The organism is Neorhizobium sp. R1-B (genome assembly GCF_004368875.1).
Lineage (GTDB): Bacteria > Pseudomonadota > Alphaproteobacteria > Rhizobiales > Rhizobiaceae > Neorhizobium > Neorhizobium huautlense.
In genome coordinates, this window is sequence record NZ_SOEM01000010.1 from 117,164 (window position 1) to 134,646 (window position 17,483).

Below are 17,483 nucleotides of genomic sequence, written 5' to 3' on the forward strand. Positions count from 1 at the left end.
AGGTCAAAGATTATCATGAAGTTCGTGAGCTATAACATCCAATACGGGATCGGAATGGATGGCAGGTTTGATCTCGGCCGCATCGCAAAGAGCATTGAAGGCGCCGACATCATTGCGCTTCAGGAGGTGACGCGGGGTTTCGTAAAGAACAATCACGCCGATCTCGTCGCCTCCTTTGCCGAGCTTTTCTCCGACTACTTCCACGTCTACGCCGCGCCCTGCGACGTGTTGCTGGACATCTCCGTCGAGAACGGTCGCCGCATCGAACGCCGTTTTCAGTTCGGCAACATGATCCTGTCGCGCTGGCCGATCCTTGCCACGCGTCATCTGCTCCTGCCGCGCAGCCGTACCATCGACAAGCTCAACCTGCAGCGGGGCGCGCTGGAAGCCGTCATCGCTGCGCCCGATGGTCCGGTACGCGTCTATTCCGTACATCTCGATCACGTTTCTCCGGATGAGCGGCTGAGCCAGATCCGTTATCTGAAGGACCGGGTCCTCAATTTCGTCGCCGAAGGCGGGGGCTTGACCGGCGCGGCGGAAGAGGGTTTTCCGGACCCGCCCCTGCCGGAGGATTTCATTCTGATGGGCGACTTCAACATGGAGCCGGAATCGCCCGAATATATCGCCATGGTGGGGCGGCAGGATCGCTATTACAGCCGAAGCCTGCGCGCCAATGAGCCTGTCGACGTACTGGATCGCCTCGGGCTCCTGTCGCCGCAAAGTTTCACCTGGGCAAAGCCGCCTGGTGATGGGCCGGTCAAGATGCATTTGGATCATTGCTTCGTGAATTCTGGACTGGCGCCGCGGCTGAAAAATGCCTGGGTGGATCACAACGCGCTCGGATCAGACCACTTTCCGCTCTGGATTGAGGTCGATTGAGATCCGGCGGTTTTCCGCCGGATCTCCTGGTTTCGGGCTTCACGGTCGGCCAGGGCGGCGGAAATCCTCCGCCACCAGGATGGTCTCGATGTGAGGCACCATGCGGTTGCGCGACAGGCAGAAGATTTCGTCTGCATCGGCGATCCGGAAGCCCAGCTTCTTCTGGACGTGCAGCGATGCGAGGTTGTCCGCAAACGCTCCGGAATGGAGCGTTGCGTCAGGCATCCGCCGGAAAAACCGCTCCAGCACGGCCGCGGCAGCTTCGGTCATGTAGCCGCGGTCCCAGTAAAAGCGGTTCAGCCAGTATCCGAGATGCCATCCGCCGGTTCGCAGTTCGATGGCCACGACGCCGATATGGACATCGTCGCCCGTCGTGACGGCCAGCGTCCAGTCAGGCAGAATGCCCGATGTCTGCGGCACGAGCCAGTCCAGCGCATCCTGCCGATCATATGGCTGGGGTACGCGTGACAACATGCGGCTCACCTTGAAGTCGGAAAGCGATTCCGCGATGGCCGTTGCGTCCGCAATCCGGTGCGGCCGCAACAGCAGCCGCTCCGTCGTGATAACCGGGCAAGGTCCCGGCAATGTCGCCAGCGGAGCGGGCTTTTGAAGAACGGCGGCGTTCATCGCAGTTCTCCCCAGCTTCTCAACGACATCCAGGTTTTGCGGTCGAGCCGGAACCATTCGACGGCGACCATGCCGCCAAGGGCCATGCAATCGATCATGCCGGTCCCCTGAAACTGGAATCCACATTTCTGGATCACCCGCTTGGAGGCAATGTTGGTGACCCGGCAACGGGCATCGATGTAGTCGATGTGGTTGCGGGTGCGAAAGGCCATGTCGATCAGGATATGTGCGGCTTCCGTGGCATAACCTCTGTTCCAATGAGGCTCACCCAGCCAATAGCCGATCTCCAGCGTCCGTTCGTCCTGGTGGGGTTCCAATGCGCAGCAACCGAGGAAGGCGCCGTTATCACCTCGCGTAATGGCGTAGACGCATTTGCCGATCTCGCCGGCTTTCGTGCGTCGCACGAAATCGGCAGCGTCTTTTGCCGTATAGGGATGCGGCATACGCGACACCATGGTCGCGATATTCGCATTGTTGGCGAGATGGGCAAGTGCGTCGATGTCTTCTTCGTGGGGTGCGCGCAGAACCAGTCTCTGCGACAGTAAGACGGGGCAATCGCTTCTCGACCGATCAGGTCTTAACCGTTCCTCTGGCGGCCGGGATTGGCTCGCCCTCAATAGTTCGCCTTGCATGTTCAGTCCTCCTGCTGGGGGTAAAAGAAAAGGGAAGATGGTGGTGTCCCATCTTCCCTTTTTCTTACTGAACCTTGGACGTTCAGCCGGGTCGATGTGACACCGGCTGCTTGAAACGCTTACCGGCTTTATTCTGCTGCTTCGGCTTTCGGCATTACAGACACGTATACTCGGCCATTGGCCTTCGTACGGTAATTCACGTTGCCTGCCGTAAGTGCAAAAATGGTGTGGTCCTTGCCGAGGCCGACGTTCTGACCCGGATGCCACTGCGTGCCGCGCTGGCGTACGATAATGTTGCCCGGAATGACGGCTTCGCCGCCGAACTTCTTCACGCCAAGGCGCTTGGACTGAGAATCGCGACCGTTGCGCGACGAACCGCCAGCTTTTTTATGTGCCATTGGAGTTCTCCTTTACCCTTCGAAACCTGATTAACCGAGGATGTCCGTGATGCGGACGACCGTGTGATGCTGGCGATGGCCCCGAATCCGCTTGGAATTCTGGCGGCGACGCTTCTTGAAGGAAAGGACCTTCTTGCCACGGTTCTGCTCGACCACTTCGGCCTTGACCGTCGCACCCTTGACGAACGGGGCGCCGATCTTGGCATCGGCGCCTTCGCCGATGATCAGGACTTCGTTGAATTCTACAACTGCGCCAGCTTCGGCTTCCAGCTTTTCGATGGTAAGCACGTCATTGGCTGCTACGCGGTACTGCTTACCGCCGGTCTTGATGACTGCGAACATTTTTTATCCTTTCATGTTCGGTCCGGCTCTATCCCGATTAAGGATGGCCGTCTTTTTGTCAGTCGGTTCTAGCAGAGGTTCCAAAGAGAAATCTTTCGATCCGTCTGCCGGTGAGGTCTGGTCGGATGCCGGACGGCTTCCTCACAAACAAAGAGGCATGGAATCTTTTCCACGCCTGATCGGGTGCGGGCATACGCGAGAGACAAAAAACTGTCAAGATAAAAGCTTGGCTTCTCTTGATATTGGCCCCTTGCCAGTCCGAAGTTTCATCGCTATGAGACAGCCCGCGCTGACCAACGCGTCATCATGCTCAAGCGGAGAGGTGGCTGAGTGGTCGAAAGCACCGCACTCGAAATGCGGCATACGGGCAACCGTATCGTGGGTTCGAATCCCACCCTCTCCGCCATTTTCTACTTCGCCCGCCAATGAATAAGCTGCAGCTTGCAGTCGTTCGATGGTCGGGTCGAACTCTCGATACCACTCGCCTCGGCCTATGCAAAAGATATAGACGCGTATCCGATTGAAGGGTCCGGCGCCGCCTTTTGGGCTGCTTGCCGGCGATGCGCGTATGGCTTTCGATGCGATGGCCGCAAGTTTCAAGCCGAGACAGCAGCAGGTCCGCTTTCAAGGAGAGCCAGGTGAACCGTCGCACGCTGCTGCAACTGTTGTCGAGTGCCGCCATCACGCCCTTTCTCGGCAGTTCGAGCAGCGGTCCGGCACTTGCGGCCGCTCCATCACCCGGCCGCTTGGCCCTGAATATAAGCGGCATGTCCTATTGGGCCGCGGAACAGCCCTTTTCCAATCTTGCCCACAATGCGGCGCGCTGGCGGGTCCAGATCAAGGACGCGCCCTTCACCTGGGACACGCCGCTGCCTCCGATGACGGAAGACGGATACCCGACCGTAGTGCCAGAGGGGTCGGTGATGGATAGTTTCCTGATATTCACCGAGCATCGCAAGCACCTGCCTGTCGAGCTTTCGGTCCACTATGACGGGAAGGGCCGAATGACCTATGTCGGTGGCGGCGAACTCGAGGCCCGGTTTCCCGGACGCGACGATGTCAGGAATCTGAGGAAGCCGGACGCCTTTACCGGCCGTATATTGGAAACCGACCCTGCGGATCCGATTCGCAACATTAGGGTCTACGAGCGCGGCCCGATACCGAAAAGCAGGTTCAGAGAGCCGTTTCTGCAGAGGCTCAAGGGCATGTCCGCCCTGCGCTTCATGGACTGGATGGGCACCAACAATTCCAAGGTGCGGAGCTGGAACGACAGGCCGCGACCCGGACAATTCGGTCGCTCTGATCTCGGGGTTCCGCTCGAATACATGATCGAACTCTGTAATGAGGTGAAAATCGATCCCTGGTTCAACATGCCGCATCTTGCCGATGACGATTATGTTCAGCGCTTCGCCGAGCAGGTCCGCAAGGATCTCGATCCTAGTTTGAACGTGCATGTCGAATATTCCAATGAGGTCTGGAATACGATGTTCGATCAGGCGGACTATGCGGGAAAACAAGGGCTGGCGCTCGGCTTTTCGAACGACGGCTACCAAGCACAGCTTCGATATTATGCCCATCGCGCGACGCAGATCATCTCGAGATGGGAAGATGTGTTCGGTGCCGACAGGCATCGGATCATCGGCGTTTATTGCGCCCAGGCGGCGAACGATTGGACGAGCACGACCATAATGTCCTGGAAAGGGGTGGAGAAACACGCGGATGTGCTGGCCATCGCCCCCTATTTCGGCGGCGGACTTGGAGCGCCGGAGCAGGCGGACGAAGTCTCCACCTGGCCGCTCAGCCGGATCTTCTTCGAGTTGGCAAAGGAAATCGAGACGGAAAACAAGAGATCCATCGAAACTCAGGCGGAAATCGCGCGAGAGCATGGCGTGAAACTTTATGCCTATGAAGGGGGCCAGCACCTCGTCGGTTTCGGCGGCGCCGAAAACAACGAAAAGCTGACGGATCTGTTTATCGCCGCCAACAGGGATCCCCGTATGGGGGAGCTCTACATTCGGCATATCCAGAACTGGTGGGCGGCCGGCGGCGATCTGTACGCGGTTTTTGCCTCTATGGGCGAACCCAGCAAATGGGGAAGCTGGGGGCTGCTGGAGATCGAGGGTGCGAGCCATCCGAAATGGGAGGCCGTACAACGGCTCTTGGAGAATTGATTCGAGATCGTTGCCAACGACTGCGACAGATCAGGCTGCGACGGAGGAATAACGCTTGTTGGGAGCTGCAGTGCGACTGATCTCGTTGCTCCAGACGATTACCGCCAGGCAAAGCGCTGCGAGGATCAATGTGCGTGAATGGACGATGAGCGGAATGTCGATATCGCGAAGCAATCTCTGCGGTATGAAGAAGCCGAGCGCCAAAATGGCGTAAAGGCTCAATTTTGCAAAGCTGGCGCTATGGAGGACCATCATCATCCCGTAGCTCCAGAGCAGGATGACCGCGACATAGTCGTAGTCGTGCGCATAGAGAAACGTGAATGAAAGCACGAGCAGTGCGTGCAAGATGACCGTCTGGTCGAGATGGCGCCGGTACCTGAATAGAAGCGCCGTCCCCGCGAGGCACAGCAGGATCAGCCACAGGCGGTCCGGCTCGAGCCCGTGCGCGACGAGAAGGCTTTCCATGCCGACGACGAAGGGCGAGCCCGGTGCATTGATGGAAACGTGCGAATAGCCGCCAAGTGAGGTCAGCCAGCTTTCGAATGGTTTCAACGGGCCAAGGAGCAGTGCGCCGGGGAGGGTCATGAGGCCGGCGAGCGAGCCGCCTACCAGAACCATTCCGATATTCGCCGACATGAGCAGCCAGATGACGTAGAGAACGGAAAGCTGTGGTTTCAGGGTGGCAAAAGCAAGAAAAACGCCCGCCGTCACCCATCGGTCCTTTTGCCGGAAATGCCAGGATAACAACAGTGCAGCCATGACCGGCAATGTCATCTGTCCCTGGTACAAGCTGGTTGCAGTGTAGGGGTTGCCGATGATCAGAGCCAGCGCCAAGGCTTGTGCAATGGTCATGCTTCTGAAGCTCTTTATGTTCAGAAACCATTGGTTGGCGCAGTAGCACATGGCCGCAATGGCGCCCAAGCAGATCGCAATATGAAGGGCAAGGGCGATAGATTGCGGAAGAAGGCCAAACGCGACAATAATCGAGAGTGAGTGTGGCGGGTAGGAATAAGGCTGCGGGCTATTCATGAGCGCGAGCCACGGATCGCCGCCTTGAAGGAACAGGCCTCCCGCACGATAGAAAACCATGAAGTCGTCGCCGATTGGCCCGGCCTTCATCACGCCCTGTATCCCAACCGCGTAAAGCATCGCAAAAGCGAGCGCCAGAATCGCGATCGATATCAAGGGGTTGGAAATCTTGGCGAAGCGTCCTATCGCAATCATCAGATGATGCCCCAGGTTCAGAGGATCAGTGTCGCTTTCGCGCATTGATCATCTGATAACTGGGTAAGCCCCGTGAGGCGAGTAAGGCAATGAGATGAGGCTAAGCCTTATGGCGAAGGGGTAATCGGACTCAGATCCGGCCGCCCCGGACCCGCATCCTCCGGGTTGACGGGTCTTGGGAGTATCCACAAGGTGAGTTTCTTGGGATGCGCTAAACCTATATAGCATAGGCAACGGAACTTCTTTTTCGTCGCGGCATTTCCAGTTTCCGGCCGGCTAACGAGGCGATGGATGCAATCAGTCAGAGTAACCGACGAGATGTGGCAGCATCTGCTCTCGCTTCGCGAGGGCCTGATCGGGCCTCGCGTGCTTTCCCCGGATGCCGACGTCTCCTGTCTGCCCCTTTACGCCCCGATCGCCCGGCGGAGTGGGCAATTCGTCTTGGCACAAGTCGGCCAATCGCTCGATGGCCGAATCGCAACTCCGATGGGGGACGCCCAGGATGTTTCAGGATCCGACGGGATCGCCCATCTGCACCGTTGTCGCGCCCTGGTTGATGCCGTCGTCGTCGGCGTCGGAACGGTGGTGGCGGATGATCCGAGCCTTTCCGTTCGCGTCGCACCCGGAAAGAGTCCTGTGCGTGTCGTGGTGGATTGCAACGGACGCATGCCCCGCCGCGCCAAGATGCTGAACGACGGCGGGATGCCAGTTATCGTCATACAGGCGGACGACGTGGCACGCCGCAATGGCGGGCATGAGCTGATCTCATTGCCACGACAAGCGGATGGCAGCCTGTCGCCCCGCGATATTCTTGCGGCCCTCACCGAGCGAGACCTTACCTCCGTGCTGGTCGAAGGAGGGGCAAACACGATCTCGCGCTTCATCGACGCGCAATTGGTCGATCGGCTGCATGTTTCCGTCTCACCTATCATTATCGGCTCGGGGCCGGCAGGTATCCGGCTCACGCCAATCGATCGGCTTTCTCAGGCGCGCCGTCCTGAAGTTCAAGTGTACAACATCGGCACCGATATCGTTTTCGACTGCAATCTACGTGTCGAAGCCCAGCGGGCGGCGGCATTACCGGATTGCGAGGATATCCTGATGGCCGACACGGCATGAACATTCCCGCCGATCGATCATCGCGGTCCGGAATTCTGCCCAGTCATCGACCTCAGCTGCATCGAGCAGGCCATATTCGTGAACTGCGCGGATTATTCCATCGAGAAAGAGCCGTTGCAGCTCCGCGTCGGCCGCTGTCATGATCCAAGGCGATGCGGCAGTCTTGACCGAATAGCCTCTTTTTCGCAGGCATTCCGACAGTGTTTGCCACGCCGTCGGTCCGAGCGATAGGCCGAATCCCTTGTTACTCAACTGATGGGCATTGAAACTCTCCATGATCGCCTCATCGAGGGCATGTGTTGTCGACCAGTGCATCTCGCCGTCATAATTTAATGCGGCATAGAGGCAGGCGCCGACTTCAGAAATCTTTTCGACAAATGCCAGGATGTATCGTTCGGAACAGAGATCAAAAAGCGCCGACGCCGTCACCAGACCAACATCGGCAAGCGGCAGTGCTTCCAGATCGTTCAGATCTCCGCAGAGGAACTCCGCTTCGCCCAGGTGGCGGCGTCGGGCCTCATCCAGCAGTTGCGGATCGTGATCGAACAGCCTCCAGCGGCAGTTTCCGCCTATCTTGGGTGAAAGGGTGCGAAAAGTCGAACCGGTGCCGCATCCGATGTCGAGAATGCCGTCCCTGTTTGTGTTCCTGACGGCTTCGATCGCTCCGGCCAGCAAGGCCTGATCGCGGGAGCGGACGTCTACCGGCTCCCGCAAGGCAAGCCATGTCTTGCCGAAGCCGGTCACTGCACCGCCTCCAGATAGTCGGATATGACTGTGGCCGTGTCTTTCCAGGACGGCAAACTTGCGCCCGCAATCGCAGCGGCGTCCGCCATGGCAATGCGCGTCTCGGGTTCCTGCAACAGTCGGCGCAATGCGGCAGCAAAAGTCTCCGGATCATCCGGAGGTACAAGGAAGCCGGCGCTTTCCGGCACGACATCCGGAACCGCACCGGCTGCGCAGCCGACAATGGGCAGGCCTTGTGCGAGCGCTTCGGCAAAGACCATGCCATAGCCCTCATACCGGCTGGCGAGCGCAAAAATGTCGGCTTTGGCGAGCTCGCCGCGTACGTCGTCCAACTGGCCGGCAAAGTCGATCCGATCGCCCAGGCCCGACTGGGCGACCTGTCGTTCCAGTGCCACCGTGACGCCTGGATCGAGGGTCTTGCTTCCGACGATGCGGCAGATCCAAGGCAGGCCCTGGATCTTTTCGAGCGCGCAGATCAGCACGTCGTGGCCCTTGCGGCGGGTCAGGGTGCCGATGCTAAGGATCAGCGGCGGGTCGCCCCCACCGACTGCGAGGGGCGCTGGATCGACCCCCGGGGTGGCCACCGCGATCTTTTCGAATGGTACCTGGTAGTTCGCCGCGAGTTCCGCAGCGGTGGCGTGGGAGGTGACGATCACCCCATGCGTATGCGCAAGCGCGGCCGCCTCCCGTGCTTTCAACTCCTGTTGCCTCACCTCGCTGAGCCCCGTTTCCAGAGCCAAGGGGTGATGTACAAGGGCCAGTATCTTAAGCCTGCCAGCCTCTCGTGCCGCCCATTGGTCCATGACCCCGAAGGCAAGCCCATCGACAAGGACAAGGCTTCCGTCCCGACACGTGTCCGAAAGAAGCTGTCCTGCATCGGAGAGTTGGGCGCTGCCAGGATTTGGGAAACCCTCGCCAAGCGAAACCAGCTGAATATTCCAACCGCGTTCGGCAAGCGATGCGATGACGCGCCGGTCGTAGCCGTATCCGCCAGTGCGGGTTTCAATATCCCCAGGGTAAGCAAAGACGATATCTCGGTTCACAATTCCGCCTCATACCAGCCTCGAGCCATGTGGGATTCGTGTAGCATAACCCGCAGCTTGCGAATGCGCCCACCATCTCTCCCCAATCGACCTTTGCCGATCGCCGCGGCGATACGGTCGAAAATGTGCTTCGCGAGAAATTCCGTCGTCGTTATCCGGCCTGAGAATATCTCGAGCGTGTCCAGATTCTGATAGTTCAGCGGCGCGAGGACCTCTTTCAGAACATCAATGGCCAGTCCGATATCGACGGCCAGTCCATTTTCGTCGAGGTCTTCGGTAAAAAAGGCGGCATCGACCACGAAGGTGGCCCCGTGCAGGCCTTGTGCAGGCCCGAAAACCGGGCGGGGAAGGCTATGCGCGATCATGACGTGATCACGGACTTCGACGGCGAACATGAGATTTCCTCAAAAGCGAATGCGGTGGCAGAGTGTGGCGGGAGAGCCGATTATGCGTGCATAATCGTCAGCCAATGTCTGGAAGGCGGTTTCTCCCGAAATCAGGCAATCGAGTTTGCCGTCGGCAAGGAGCTGAAGGGTCTTCGCCATTCGCCGTCCAGCATTCCAGCGAGGGCGGTGGTCCGGCGGCAACGTACCGACCTGGGAGCTGACGATAGAAAGCCGCCGGGCGTGGAAAGCGCCGCCCAGGGGGATTTGCGCGGATTGCCCGCCATACCAGCTAGCCTCGACGATACGGGCTTCACAGCCGGCATGATCGAGGGCGGCGGCAAGCGCTACGTCGGAGGCGGACGCGTTGATCAATACATCGCAATCTTCAGGGACGGAATCCGGCAGGGTGAAGCGGACGCCCAAAATTCTCGCGGCTTCCAAACGGTCCTCGATTATGTCGCAAACCATCGTTTCGGTGCCGATGATCCGCGATGCCAGATAGGCAACCATCAGCCCGACAACGCCGGCGCCGAAGACGGCAACCCGATCACCCGGCTGGATCCTCGCGTCCCAAATGATATTGAGAGCGGTTTCCATATTGGCGGCAAGGACAGCCCGTTCGGGCGGAAGATCCTCCGGCAGGGTGTGGACGGAACCGGATGGTACGCGAAACCGATCCTGATGTGGATGAAGACAGAAGACAGGCCTTCCCACCAAAGAGTCAGGTCCCGCCTCCACGACACCCACGGCGGCGTATCCGTATTTGACGGGAAAAGGGAACCGGCCAGCCTGATGAGGCGCCCGCATGCGCTCATACTCGCTTTCCGGCACGCGTCCTTCGAAGACGAGGGATTCGGTACCGCGGCTGATGCCGCTGAAAAGCGTACGAACCGTGGCTTCGCCTCCCGCTTCCGCAGGAAGGGCTTCGGAACGCAGCATGCAGCGCCCTGGCCCTTCGAACCACAGCGCACGGCTCTCATTCGTCACGGCTGCTTCCTGAGCTGTCTCACGCCTTGTCAAACACCAGCCCCTTTCACTCCTACCAGTTCACACCTAGGGACTTAATCGATGGCGGCAAGGGAGCGTTTCCGCGAGAGGGTAAGCGCCGTATCACGTTTATTTGACAGGGCTTTCAAAATCCAGCCTTGGCGGTTCGTCGTAAATCTCCCCATCTTGCTCATGAGGAGCTTGTCATGAATTTTTCACATAGTCTTTCGGAGAAGGTGGGCGGCGTCACGCTTGTCCTCGACTTTTTGGGTTGGGAAACCTTCTTGAAGAGTCGTTGCGATGGCTGAGTGGACCGGTGCCCATCGTCCGGACGAAATGTTGGCCCGCAATGCCCGCCGCTCGCTGTTTATCGATGCCGCTGCGGCCACTTTGGCCGTCGGGGTGGTTCTTTTGGCAAGCATGTATTTTTTCGGCGACCGTCTGGGGCTTGATACTCCGGCGATCAGCACCGCCTTTGCCATTTATGCGGCAATCTCGGCGGTTTCACTTGGTAACCTCGAGGCGCATGGGCACAGTCGGTTCGGCTTCGCCAATGTCATTACGACGATCCGCGGCGCGGTCACGGCCGTTCTGGGTGGGTTGTTGCTGGCCTCAAGCGGGTTCGGCCATCATCCGGAGACGTTGTACCTTACCGGAGTGGTGGTTTCGATCGTCCTTGGCCTGGACGGGATAGACGGCTATTTCGCACGCAGAGGCCGCACGGTTTCGCCTTTCGGTGCGCGTTTCGACATGGAGATCGATGCTCTGCTCATCTTCTTCCTGTCTCTGGCCGCCTTCCTGTTGGACAAGGCCGGGGCCTGGGTGCTGCTGATCGGCCTGATGCGTTACGGCTATGTTGGCGCCCAGGTGCTCCTTCCTGGGCTTCGTGGGGATTTGCCGCCTTCCACCCGACGTCAAGCAATCTGCGTCGTGCAAGGAATAACGCTCTGCCTGCTCCTCTTTCCGGTGGTGGCGCCGCCAGTGTCCGGCCTGCTTGCTGCAGGGGCACTTGGCGCGCTCACCTACTCCTTCGGTGTCGATGTGGCGTTTCTGCTGAACAGGAACGGGCGCGGCCATGCGGGCTGATTTCGCGGCTTCCCTCGGGTTTGTCCGCTCGTTGCTCATCTACTACGGCCAGCCCTGGCGCCGTTCGGCGCTCCGACGCTTTTATGCAGACTTCATCAGGCCGGGCGACTTGGTGTTCGATATCGGTGCGCATGCCGGCAGCCGTAGCCGAACGTTGCTTTCGCTCCGCGCCAAAGTGGTCGCGCTCGAGCCGCAGCCGATATTTGCCGATTTCGTCCAAAGGACTTTTGCCGGCGAAGACCTTATCCTGCTGCGTAAGGCCGTAGGGAAGGAGGCGGGAAGCGTCGATCTGCATATTTCACGGATGCATCCCACCGTAACCAGCATTTCGTCCGCCTGGATTTCGAAGGTTGGCAAGACCGCAGGCTTTCGCAACGTCACCTGGGATCGGGTCGAGCGCGTCGAAATGACTACACTGGACGCATTGATCGCAGAGTTTGGCCTTCCGCGTTTCTGCAAAATCGACGTGGAGGGTGCAGAAGCCGATATCATAGCCGGCTTGCATCATCCGGTGCCGCTTGTCGCCTTCGAATATATTCCCGCCACCATGGAGATCGCCGAAGAGGCGATCGGCCATCTGCGGAGACTTGGGCCATATCTTTTCAATCGCGTCGAAGGAGAGCGACATCATTTCGTGCGTTGCGAATGGATGTCTGCCGACGACATGTTGATCGAGCTATCCCGGCTGACCAAAGATAATTCGTCCGGCGATATCTATGCACGGCTTGAAGGGGGATGATTCAGGCCCGCTTTTTGCCGAGCGCCGCTGAAATCAAGACAATGAGACCGGGCGTGGCTCCCGCCAGTGCCAGGAGGCCGTAGAGGATGCTGGCGGCAACTCCGTCCGAGGCCGTGTAACCGAAGAGGGGCCAAAGCGACGCTGCGGCCGTTTCACGGGCTCCCCATCCGGCGATCGTGGCCGGTATCAACATCGTCAACAGGCCCAGTGGAATGGCGGTCACGGCTGCAAGCGCCGGCAGCGGTGCGCCGACAGCTGCTGACGCGACCATAAACATGGCAATGTAGCTTCCGACGATCGCAATGCTCAACGCCGTCTGCAACAACCACGCTCGCTCCTGCAGGAAGACCTGGGCAAAGGCTGTATGGAGCTCTTTCGTGTATGGCGCGATCCTTCGTGGCGGATAGCGAAAAACAATGAGGACAGCCACCGCCCCAGCGGCGACGAACAATGCGAAACCTTGAAATGGAGTGCGCAGATTTTCCGGGATCATTCCGCCGTCGAGAAGGGGCCAGATCAAAATTCCGAATGCCGCAATGAGAAAGAATATGCCCTGACCGGCTACCCGCTCCAGGATTACCGCCTGGGCCGGAACCTTCCAACCCTCTTTTATTCCGGCGCGGTTACGGAAGGCTCGCAAGGTATCGCCTGCCACGCCGCCCGGAAGAAGCTGGTTGAGCAGCGTTCCCAGGTAATATTCGCCGATTGCCCGGCCTCGATCCAGGCCTTGCCCAAGCCTCGCCGCCGTAAAGCGCCAACGCAAAGCGGAAAGCACGATCTGAACCTGGACCAGAATGAGCCCTGCTATAACATGAACAAGGCTGGCCGATGACAGATCTGCTGCTATTCGTCGTGGATCGGAACGCCAGATCACGGCAACGAGAAGTGCCATAGCCGCTATAATGCCGATAAACTTCAATAGACGCATAGCGTGCAACAATGACGGAGAGAGGGACGCATGAATGAATACCGGCCTTTTCGCGCGCGAGGTCGCAACGTTCTTCCACAGTATCATACGCGTCCCGCTGTAAACCGGTTTTCCACTCTTCGGATCACGATTTCGTTGTTGTTGGTCGCTCTGATCCTGGCGCTTCCATCCAATCCGCAGTCCCTCGTGGACCTTTCTGACGTAAGATTTCCACTCGAAGTCGCGGGGCTTGCATTCCTGGCGTCAACGATGAGTGGCCGGTTTTTGGCCCTCCTGCGCTGGTCAGCCACTTTGCTCGCTGGCGCAATGCTGCTTCTCAAATTGGCGGACCTTGGCACCGGCATTGCCTTCCAGCGGCCGTTCAACCCGTATCTGGACGTCAAGATCCTAACCGACGGATGGAATCTCCTGAGCGGTGCGGTGGGGGCCAGGGAGGCCGTCGGAATCATCTGCGCCGGTCTGCTTGCTTGGCTTCTGGTTGTTGCCCTGCTCTACTGGTCGCTCGGCGGCTTCCGTAATCTTTCAAGCCAAACGCGGCGGCGATTAGCAATCGGAAGCGGCGTCCTTTTGCTCGTCGGCCTGACGCTGTTTGCTGTACAGGATGATAACCGCCGCAATCTCGGCGTCGACGCGCCGACCTTCCCCTACATCGTCAACCGGATCGACATGATAAGGGAGTCCAATGCCGACCTTGATCGTTTCGAGGCCGAACTGGGTCGTGATGCGGTTTCCTCCGGCCCGCATTTTGCGGCGTTGTCCGGCATGGACGTCGTGCTGGTCTTTATCGAATCCTACGGCCGTAGCGTCATCGAAGATCCGTCATATGCCCTCCGGATCCATGATCGCCTCGCTGCGGTCGAGCACGAGGTCCAAGCGTCGGGATTACAGGCGCGCAGCGGCTGGCTCACCTCGCCTACGGTCGGAGGTTTAAGCTGGCTCGCGCATGGCACCCTTCTTTCGGGGCTGTGGGTTGATAACCAGTCTCGTTATGACCGGATGATCACGAGCGAACGGCGAAGCCTCAACAGTCTTTTTCGCGCATCGGGTTGGCGAACTGCCGCAGTCATGCCGGCGATTACGCTCGACTGGCCGGAATCGGCCTATTTCGGCTATGACCGCGTTCATGCTGCCGCGGGCCTCGGCTACAAGGGAAAACCCTTCAATTGGGTGACGATGCCGGATCAATATACGCTGGCGGTCTTCGAGAAGCTGGAGCGATCACCCGGACATCGACCTCTCATGGCGGAGATTGCGCTGATCTCCAGTCATGCGCCCTGGACGCCAATTCCTTCACTGGTCGACTGGGACAAAGTAGGTGACGGGACCATCTTCAACGACCAGGCGGAGAGTGGCGATCCGGCCTCGGTCGTGTGGGCAGATCCCGAGCGGGTGCGTTCGCAATATGCAGCCTCGATCGACTATGCGCTTGAGACCCTCGGCTCCTATATGGCTCGATATGGAGAGAACACGCTTTTTATCCTGCTCGGAGATCATCAGCCCGCCTCGATCATCACCGGAGAGGGTGCGTCCCGCGACGTGCCTGTTCATCTCGTGACCGGCAACCCGGAGATCTTAAAACGCATCGACCCTTGGAAGTGGCAACCGGGCATGCTTCCCACGAAGGATACACCGGTTTATCGAATGGACGAATTTCGCCAGAAATTCGTCGAAAGTTTCGATTGATCGGGCAAGGTTTCAGGAATGCGCGCCAAGATAACTTTCCATCAACGCGGGATCGACTGCCAATTCGGCTGCGGGACCGGAACGCCGTACTTCACCGAGCTCCACCAGATAGCCTTCATCGGCAATTTCCAGGGCTGCGCGCGCGTTCTGCTCTACCAGCAGGATGGCCACTCCGGTTTTTCGTAGTTCCGAAACAATGTTCAGGATGTCGGCGACGATTCTGGGCGCGAGACCCAGGCTAGGCTCATCGAGCAGCAACAGGCGCGGGCGGCTCATCAGCGCGCGCGCCAGCGCCAGCATCTGACGCTCGCCACCCGATAGCGTACCAGCCAGCTGTTTGCGTCGCTCGGCAAGTCGAGGGAAGCGTGCATAAAGCTCTTCACGGGTTTCTCCCCGTTCAGAGGCGCTGCGCAGGAAGCCGCCGAGTTCAATATTGTCCTCGACGGTCATGGATGAAAAAAGCTCCCGCTTTTCCGGCACAAGGCATAGGCCTGCAGCGACGCGGGCCTCGACAGAGCGCGGCACCGGGACTCCATCATAGAGGATCGCACCGGTTGAGGGGATAACGCCCATGACCGCATTCAGCAGCGTCGTCTTGCCGGCACCATTCGCGCCGATCACGGTGACGATGCTGCCGGGCCGCATGGCAAGCGAAATGCCATGCAGAACCTCGGCATGTCCATACGAGACATGGATATCGGTCAATTCGAGCAGGTTCCGGCTCATGCCACGCCTCCGAGATAGGCGGCAACCACGGCTGGGTGCCTGCGGACGTCCGCCGGCCGGCCCTCGGCAATCAGTGTGCCGAAATCAAGGACGACGAGATGATCGACAAGGCCCATGACGAAGCCCATATCGTGTTCGACCAGGAGCACGCTGACGCCCTCCTGGCGCAATTTGTTCAGAAGCGTGGCAAGCTCCTGCTTTTCTCCGTGCCGCAGGCCAGCCGCGGGCTCGTCGAGCAGCAGTATCGTCGGATCGGCCGCAAGTGCACGAGCGATTTCGAGAATACGGATCTGGCCGAGGGCCAGATCGCCGGCTGGCCGGTCGCGGTATTGGCTAAGGCCGACGCGATCGAGCTGGTAGGCTGCTTCGGCGAGCAAAGTCGCCTCCTCCTCCCGGTCGAGCCGAAGGAAACTCCTGAACACCCCGGCGGAGCCACGCAGATGCGCTCCGAGGGCAACGTTTTCCAGAACCGACATATCCGGCAGGATCTTGGCGTGCTGGAAGGTTCGCGCGATGCCATGTTTGGCGATCTCGCGCGGACTGTTTCCGGTCAAAGGCTGGCCCTGGTAGGAGACGGAACCGCTGGTGAGGGAGGCGATGCCGGTGATCAAGTTGAAGGTCGTGCTTTTACCCGCGCCATTGGGGCCGATCAATCCGACAATCTGCCCGGCCTTTACCTCGAAACTTACGTCGCTGACCGCCACCAGCCCGCCAAAGGCCTTGCGGGCCCTGTCCACCTTGATGAGCGGCGAACCCGGCGGCGCAAGCGTGCGCTTTGCAAGTTTTCGTACCGAGGTGGGAATTGACCGCTGGCTTTTTGCGGGCATCAGGCGCGCTATCATGGGCCAGAGGCCATTGCGGGCAAGCTGCAGGATGGCGACAAGAAGGATGCCGAAAACGACCATTTCCACATTGATGCCGCTGCCGACGAGCTCCGGCATGACGCGCTGCAGGATCTCCTTGACGATCAGCACGAACGCCGAACCGAAGATCGCTCCCCAGATGTAGCCGGAGCCGCCGACCACGGCCATCAGCATGTATTCGATTCCCATGTTGAGGCCGAAAGGCGTGGAGTTCACCGAACGCTGCATGTGGGCATAAAGCCAGCCGGAAAGGGCTGCGACAATAGCGGCGAAAATGAAGACAATGAGCTTTGCGCGCTCGATGTTGACGCCGAACGCCTCGGCGGCCTGACCACCGCCACGCAAGGCACGAATTCCACGACCGATTCGCGAATTGAGGAGGTTCTGCGCGCCGATGGCGGTAAGGATCACAAAGATCCAGATGACGTAGAAAATCGACTGGCCGCTGAGAAGCGGATAGCCAGCTATATTTAGCGGCGGTATGCCGGTGATGCCATCGTAACGACCGAGCATTTCGATGCGCCCAAAGAGATAATAGATGGCGAGACCCCAGGCGATGGTGCCGAGCGGCAGGTAATGTCCCGAAAGGCGCACCGTCATCAGTCCCAGCGGAACGGCAACGGCGGCGCCTATCAATAGCGACACCGGTAGGGTCATCCATGGCGAGAAACCATGGGCGGTGGTCAGCACGGCGGTGGTATAGGCGCCGAACCCACAGAACGCCGCCTGGCCGAAGGAGGTCAGTCCGCCGACGCCGGTCAGCAGCACAAGGCCTATGGCGACTAGTGAAGCTAGCCCGACATTGTTGGCGAGCGTTATCCAGAATGGCGGAACCGGCAGCAGGGGAAGAACCGCGAGGACTGTGATGGCCGCGATGCCAGGCATGAGGTGCTTGTTGGCGATCAT

18 protein-coding genes and 1 tRNA gene are annotated in these 17,483 nt (G+C 59.2%); 7 read left to right on the plus strand and 12 right to left on the minus strand.

Going from position 1 to position 17,483, the window contains the following annotated elements:
• Nucleotides 1–15 precede the first annotated feature (15 nt).
• Nucleotides 16–879, plus strand: a complete 864-nt coding sequence (locus tag EDE05_RS15615) for an endonuclease/exonuclease/phosphatase family protein (protein ID WP_132411094.1) — start codon at nucleotides 16–18, stop codon at nucleotides 877–879.
• A gap of 39 nt (nucleotides 880–918) precedes the next feature.
• On the opposite strand, the gene EDE05_RS15620 is transcribed toward EDE05_RS15615, so the two are convergent.
• The 4 genes from EDE05_RS15620 to rplU form a co-directional block, all read right to left on the minus strand.
• A complete protein-coding gene (locus tag EDE05_RS15620; RefSeq protein ID WP_132411096.1) occupies nucleotides 919–1,506 on the minus strand; it encodes a GNAT family N-acetyltransferase in 588 nt (195 codons plus the stop codon).
• Entirely contained in the window at nucleotides 1,503–2,138 is a 636-nt protein-coding gene (locus EDE05_RS15625) for a GNAT family protein (RefSeq protein WP_105372154.1), read from the minus strand. The genes EDE05_RS15620 and EDE05_RS15625 overlap by 4 nt, the downstream gene beginning before the upstream one ends.
• Nucleotides 2,139–2,266: 128 nt before the next feature.
• Entirely contained in the window at nucleotides 2,267–2,536 is a 270-nt protein-coding gene (gene rpmA / locus EDE05_RS15630; RefSeq protein WP_105372153.1) for a 50S ribosomal protein L27, read from the minus strand.
• Nucleotides 2,537–2,566: 30 nt separating this feature from the next.
• Nucleotides 2,567–2,878 (minus strand): 50S ribosomal protein L21, encoded by a 312-nt coding sequence (rplU, locus tag EDE05_RS15635; protein ID WP_105372152.1) that lies wholly within the window; start codon nucleotides 2,876–2,878, stop codon nucleotides 2,567–2,569.
• A gap of 316 nt (nucleotides 2,879–3,194) precedes the next feature.
• Here rplU and EDE05_RS15640 point away from each other — a divergent pair.
• Nucleotides 3,195–3,284: transfer RNA gene (locus EDE05_RS15640), tRNA-Ser, on the plus strand.
• 232 nt (nucleotides 3,285–3,516) lie between these two features.
• Complete coding sequence (locus EDE05_RS15645) at nucleotides 3,517–5,049, plus strand: hypothetical protein (RefSeq protein WP_245505138.1); 1,533 nt, start codon at nucleotides 3,517–3,519, stop codon at nucleotides 5,047–5,049.
• 30 nt (nucleotides 5,050–5,079) lie between these two features.
• On the opposite strand, the gene EDE05_RS15650 is transcribed toward EDE05_RS15645, so the two are convergent.
• Nucleotides 5,080–6,318, minus strand: a complete 1,239-nt coding sequence (locus tag EDE05_RS15650) for a glycosyltransferase family 87 protein (RefSeq protein ID WP_132411098.1) — start codon at nucleotides 6,316–6,318, stop codon at nucleotides 5,080–5,082.
• A 246-nt stretch (nucleotides 6,319–6,564) separates the two neighbouring features.
• On the opposite strand from EDE05_RS15650, the gene EDE05_RS15655 reads away from it, so the two are divergent.
• Nucleotides 6,565–7,392, plus strand: coding sequence for a RibD family protein (locus EDE05_RS15655; RefSeq protein ID WP_132411100.1), 828 nt, complete (start codon nucleotides 6,565–6,567; stop codon nucleotides 7,390–7,392).
• On the opposite strand, the gene EDE05_RS15660 is transcribed toward EDE05_RS15655, so the two are convergent.
• The 4 genes from EDE05_RS15660 to EDE05_RS15675 are packed head-to-tail and all read right to left on the minus strand — an operon-like array spanning nucleotide 7,351 to nucleotide 10,552.
• On the minus strand, nucleotides 7,351–8,136 hold the full coding sequence (locus EDE05_RS15660) for a class I SAM-dependent methyltransferase (RefSeq protein WP_165924174.1): 786 nt from the start codon (nucleotides 8,134–8,136) through the stop codon (nucleotides 7,351–7,353). The genes EDE05_RS15655 and EDE05_RS15660 overlap by 42 nt on opposite strands.
• The gene (locus EDE05_RS15665) at nucleotides 8,133–9,179 is read right to left on the minus strand and encodes a glycosyltransferase family 4 protein (protein ID WP_132411104.1); all 1,047 of its coding nucleotides are present in this window, start codon (nucleotides 9,177–9,179) and stop codon (nucleotides 8,133–8,135) included. The genes EDE05_RS15660 and EDE05_RS15665 overlap by 4 nt, the downstream gene beginning before the upstream one ends.
• Nucleotides 9,176–9,574, minus strand: a complete 399-nt coding sequence (locus EDE05_RS15670) for a 6-carboxytetrahydropterin synthase (RefSeq protein WP_132411106.1) — start codon at nucleotides 9,572–9,574, stop codon at nucleotides 9,176–9,178. Before EDE05_RS15670 ends, EDE05_RS15665 begins: the two co-directional genes overlap by 4 nt.
• Nucleotides 9,575–9,583: 9 nt before the next feature.
• Nucleotides 9,584–10,552, minus strand: a complete 969-nt coding sequence (locus tag EDE05_RS15675; protein WP_245505139.1) for a zinc-binding alcohol dehydrogenase — start codon at nucleotides 10,550–10,552, stop codon at nucleotides 9,584–9,586.
• A gap of 300 nt (nucleotides 10,553–10,852) precedes the next feature.
• On the opposite strand from EDE05_RS15675, the gene EDE05_RS15680 reads away from it, so the two are divergent.
• Both EDE05_RS15680 and EDE05_RS15685 read left to right on the plus strand, forming a co-directional pair.
• Nucleotides 10,853–11,638 (plus strand): CDP-alcohol phosphatidyltransferase family protein, encoded by a 786-nt coding sequence (locus tag EDE05_RS15680; protein ID WP_132411110.1) that lies wholly within the window; start codon nucleotides 10,853–10,855, stop codon nucleotides 11,636–11,638.
• On the plus strand, nucleotides 11,628–12,377 hold the full coding sequence (locus tag EDE05_RS15685) for an FkbM family methyltransferase (RefSeq protein ID WP_132411112.1): 750 nt from the start codon (nucleotides 11,628–11,630) through the stop codon (nucleotides 12,375–12,377). The genes EDE05_RS15680 and EDE05_RS15685 overlap by 11 nt, the downstream gene beginning before the upstream one ends.
• 1 nt (nucleotide 12,378) lies before the next feature.
• Here EDE05_RS15685 and EDE05_RS15690 read toward each other — a convergent pair whose 3' ends face one another.
• Nucleotides 12,379–13,269, minus strand: a complete 891-nt coding sequence (locus EDE05_RS15690) for a lysylphosphatidylglycerol synthase transmembrane domain-containing protein (protein ID WP_132411114.1) — start codon at nucleotides 13,267–13,269, stop codon at nucleotides 12,379–12,381.
• A 285-nt stretch (nucleotides 13,270–13,554) separates the two neighbouring features.
• On the opposite strand from EDE05_RS15690, the gene EDE05_RS15695 reads away from it, so the two are divergent.
• The gene (locus tag EDE05_RS15695) at nucleotides 13,555–14,988 is read left to right on the plus strand and encodes a sulfatase-like hydrolase/transferase (RefSeq protein ID WP_207914844.1); all 1,434 of its coding nucleotides are present in this window, start codon (nucleotides 13,555–13,557) and stop codon (nucleotides 14,986–14,988) included.
• 12 nt (nucleotides 14,989–15,000) lie between these two features.
• Here EDE05_RS15695 and EDE05_RS15700 read toward each other — a convergent pair whose 3' ends face one another.
• Both EDE05_RS15700 and EDE05_RS15705 read right to left on the minus strand, forming a co-directional pair.
• Nucleotides 15,001–15,714, minus strand: a complete 714-nt coding sequence (locus EDE05_RS15700; RefSeq protein ID WP_105372123.1) for an ABC transporter ATP-binding protein — start codon at nucleotides 15,712–15,714, stop codon at nucleotides 15,001–15,003.
• A complete protein-coding gene (locus tag EDE05_RS15705; RefSeq protein ID WP_132411115.1) occupies nucleotides 15,711–17,483 on the minus strand; it encodes a branched-chain amino acid ABC transporter ATP-binding protein/permease in 1,773 nt (590 codons plus the stop codon). Before EDE05_RS15705 ends, EDE05_RS15700 begins: the two co-directional genes overlap by 4 nt.

What these genes read in the sequence shown, in the direction of transcription:
- EDE05_RS15680 (WP_132411110.1), top strand. Translation starts at nt 10,853, where the DNA reads ATGGCTGAGTGGACCGGTGCCCATCGTCCGGACGAAATGTTGGCCCGC.
- EDE05_RS15625 (WP_105372154.1), bottom strand. Translation starts at nt 2,138, where the DNA reads ATGCAAGGCGAACTATTGAGGGCGAGCCAATCCCGGCCGCCAGAGGAA.
- EDE05_RS15615 (WP_132411094.1), top strand. Translation starts at nt 16, where the DNA reads ATGAAGTTCGTGAGCTATAACATCCAATACGGGATCGGAATGGATGGC.
- EDE05_RS15695 (WP_207914844.1), top strand. Translation starts at nt 13,555, where the DNA reads ATGAGTGGCCGGTTTTTGGCCCTCCTGCGCTGGTCAGCCACTTTGCTC.
- EDE05_RS15705 (WP_132411115.1), bottom strand. Translation starts at nt 17,483, where the DNA reads ATGATCGCCAACAAGCACCTCATGCCTGGCATCGCGGCCATCACAGTC.
- EDE05_RS15685 (WP_132411112.1), top strand. Translation starts at nt 11,628, where the DNA reads ATGCGGGCTGATTTCGCGGCTTCCCTCGGGTTTGTCCGCTCGTTGCTC.
- EDE05_RS15655 (WP_132411100.1), top strand. Translation starts at nt 6,565, where the DNA reads ATGCAATCAGTCAGAGTAACCGACGAGATGTGGCAGCATCTGCTCTCG.
- rplU (WP_105372152.1), bottom strand. Translation starts at nt 2,878, where the DNA reads ATGTTCGCAGTCATCAAGACCGGCGGTAAGCAGTACCGCGTAGCAGCC.
- EDE05_RS15650 (WP_132411098.1), bottom strand. Translation starts at nt 6,318, where the DNA reads ATGCGCGAAAGCGACACTGATCCTCTGAACCTGGGGCATCATCTGATG.
- rpmA (WP_105372153.1), bottom strand. Translation starts at nt 2,536, where the DNA reads ATGGCACATAAAAAAGCTGGCGGTTCGTCGCGCAACGGTCGCGATTCT.
- EDE05_RS15690 (WP_132411114.1), bottom strand. Translation starts at nt 13,269, where the DNA reads ATGGCACTTCTCGTTGCCGTGATCTGGCGTTCCGATCCACGACGAATA.
- EDE05_RS15670 (WP_132411106.1), bottom strand. Translation starts at nt 9,574, where the DNA reads ATGTTCGCCGTCGAAGTCCGTGATCACGTCATGATCGCGCATAGCCTT.
- EDE05_RS15620 (WP_132411096.1), bottom strand. Translation starts at nt 1,506, where the DNA reads ATGAACGCCGCCGTTCTTCAAAAGCCCGCTCCGCTGGCGACATTGCCG.
- EDE05_RS15700 (WP_105372123.1), bottom strand. Translation starts at nt 15,714, where the DNA reads ATGAGCCGGAACCTGCTCGAATTGACCGATATCCATGTCTCGTATGGA.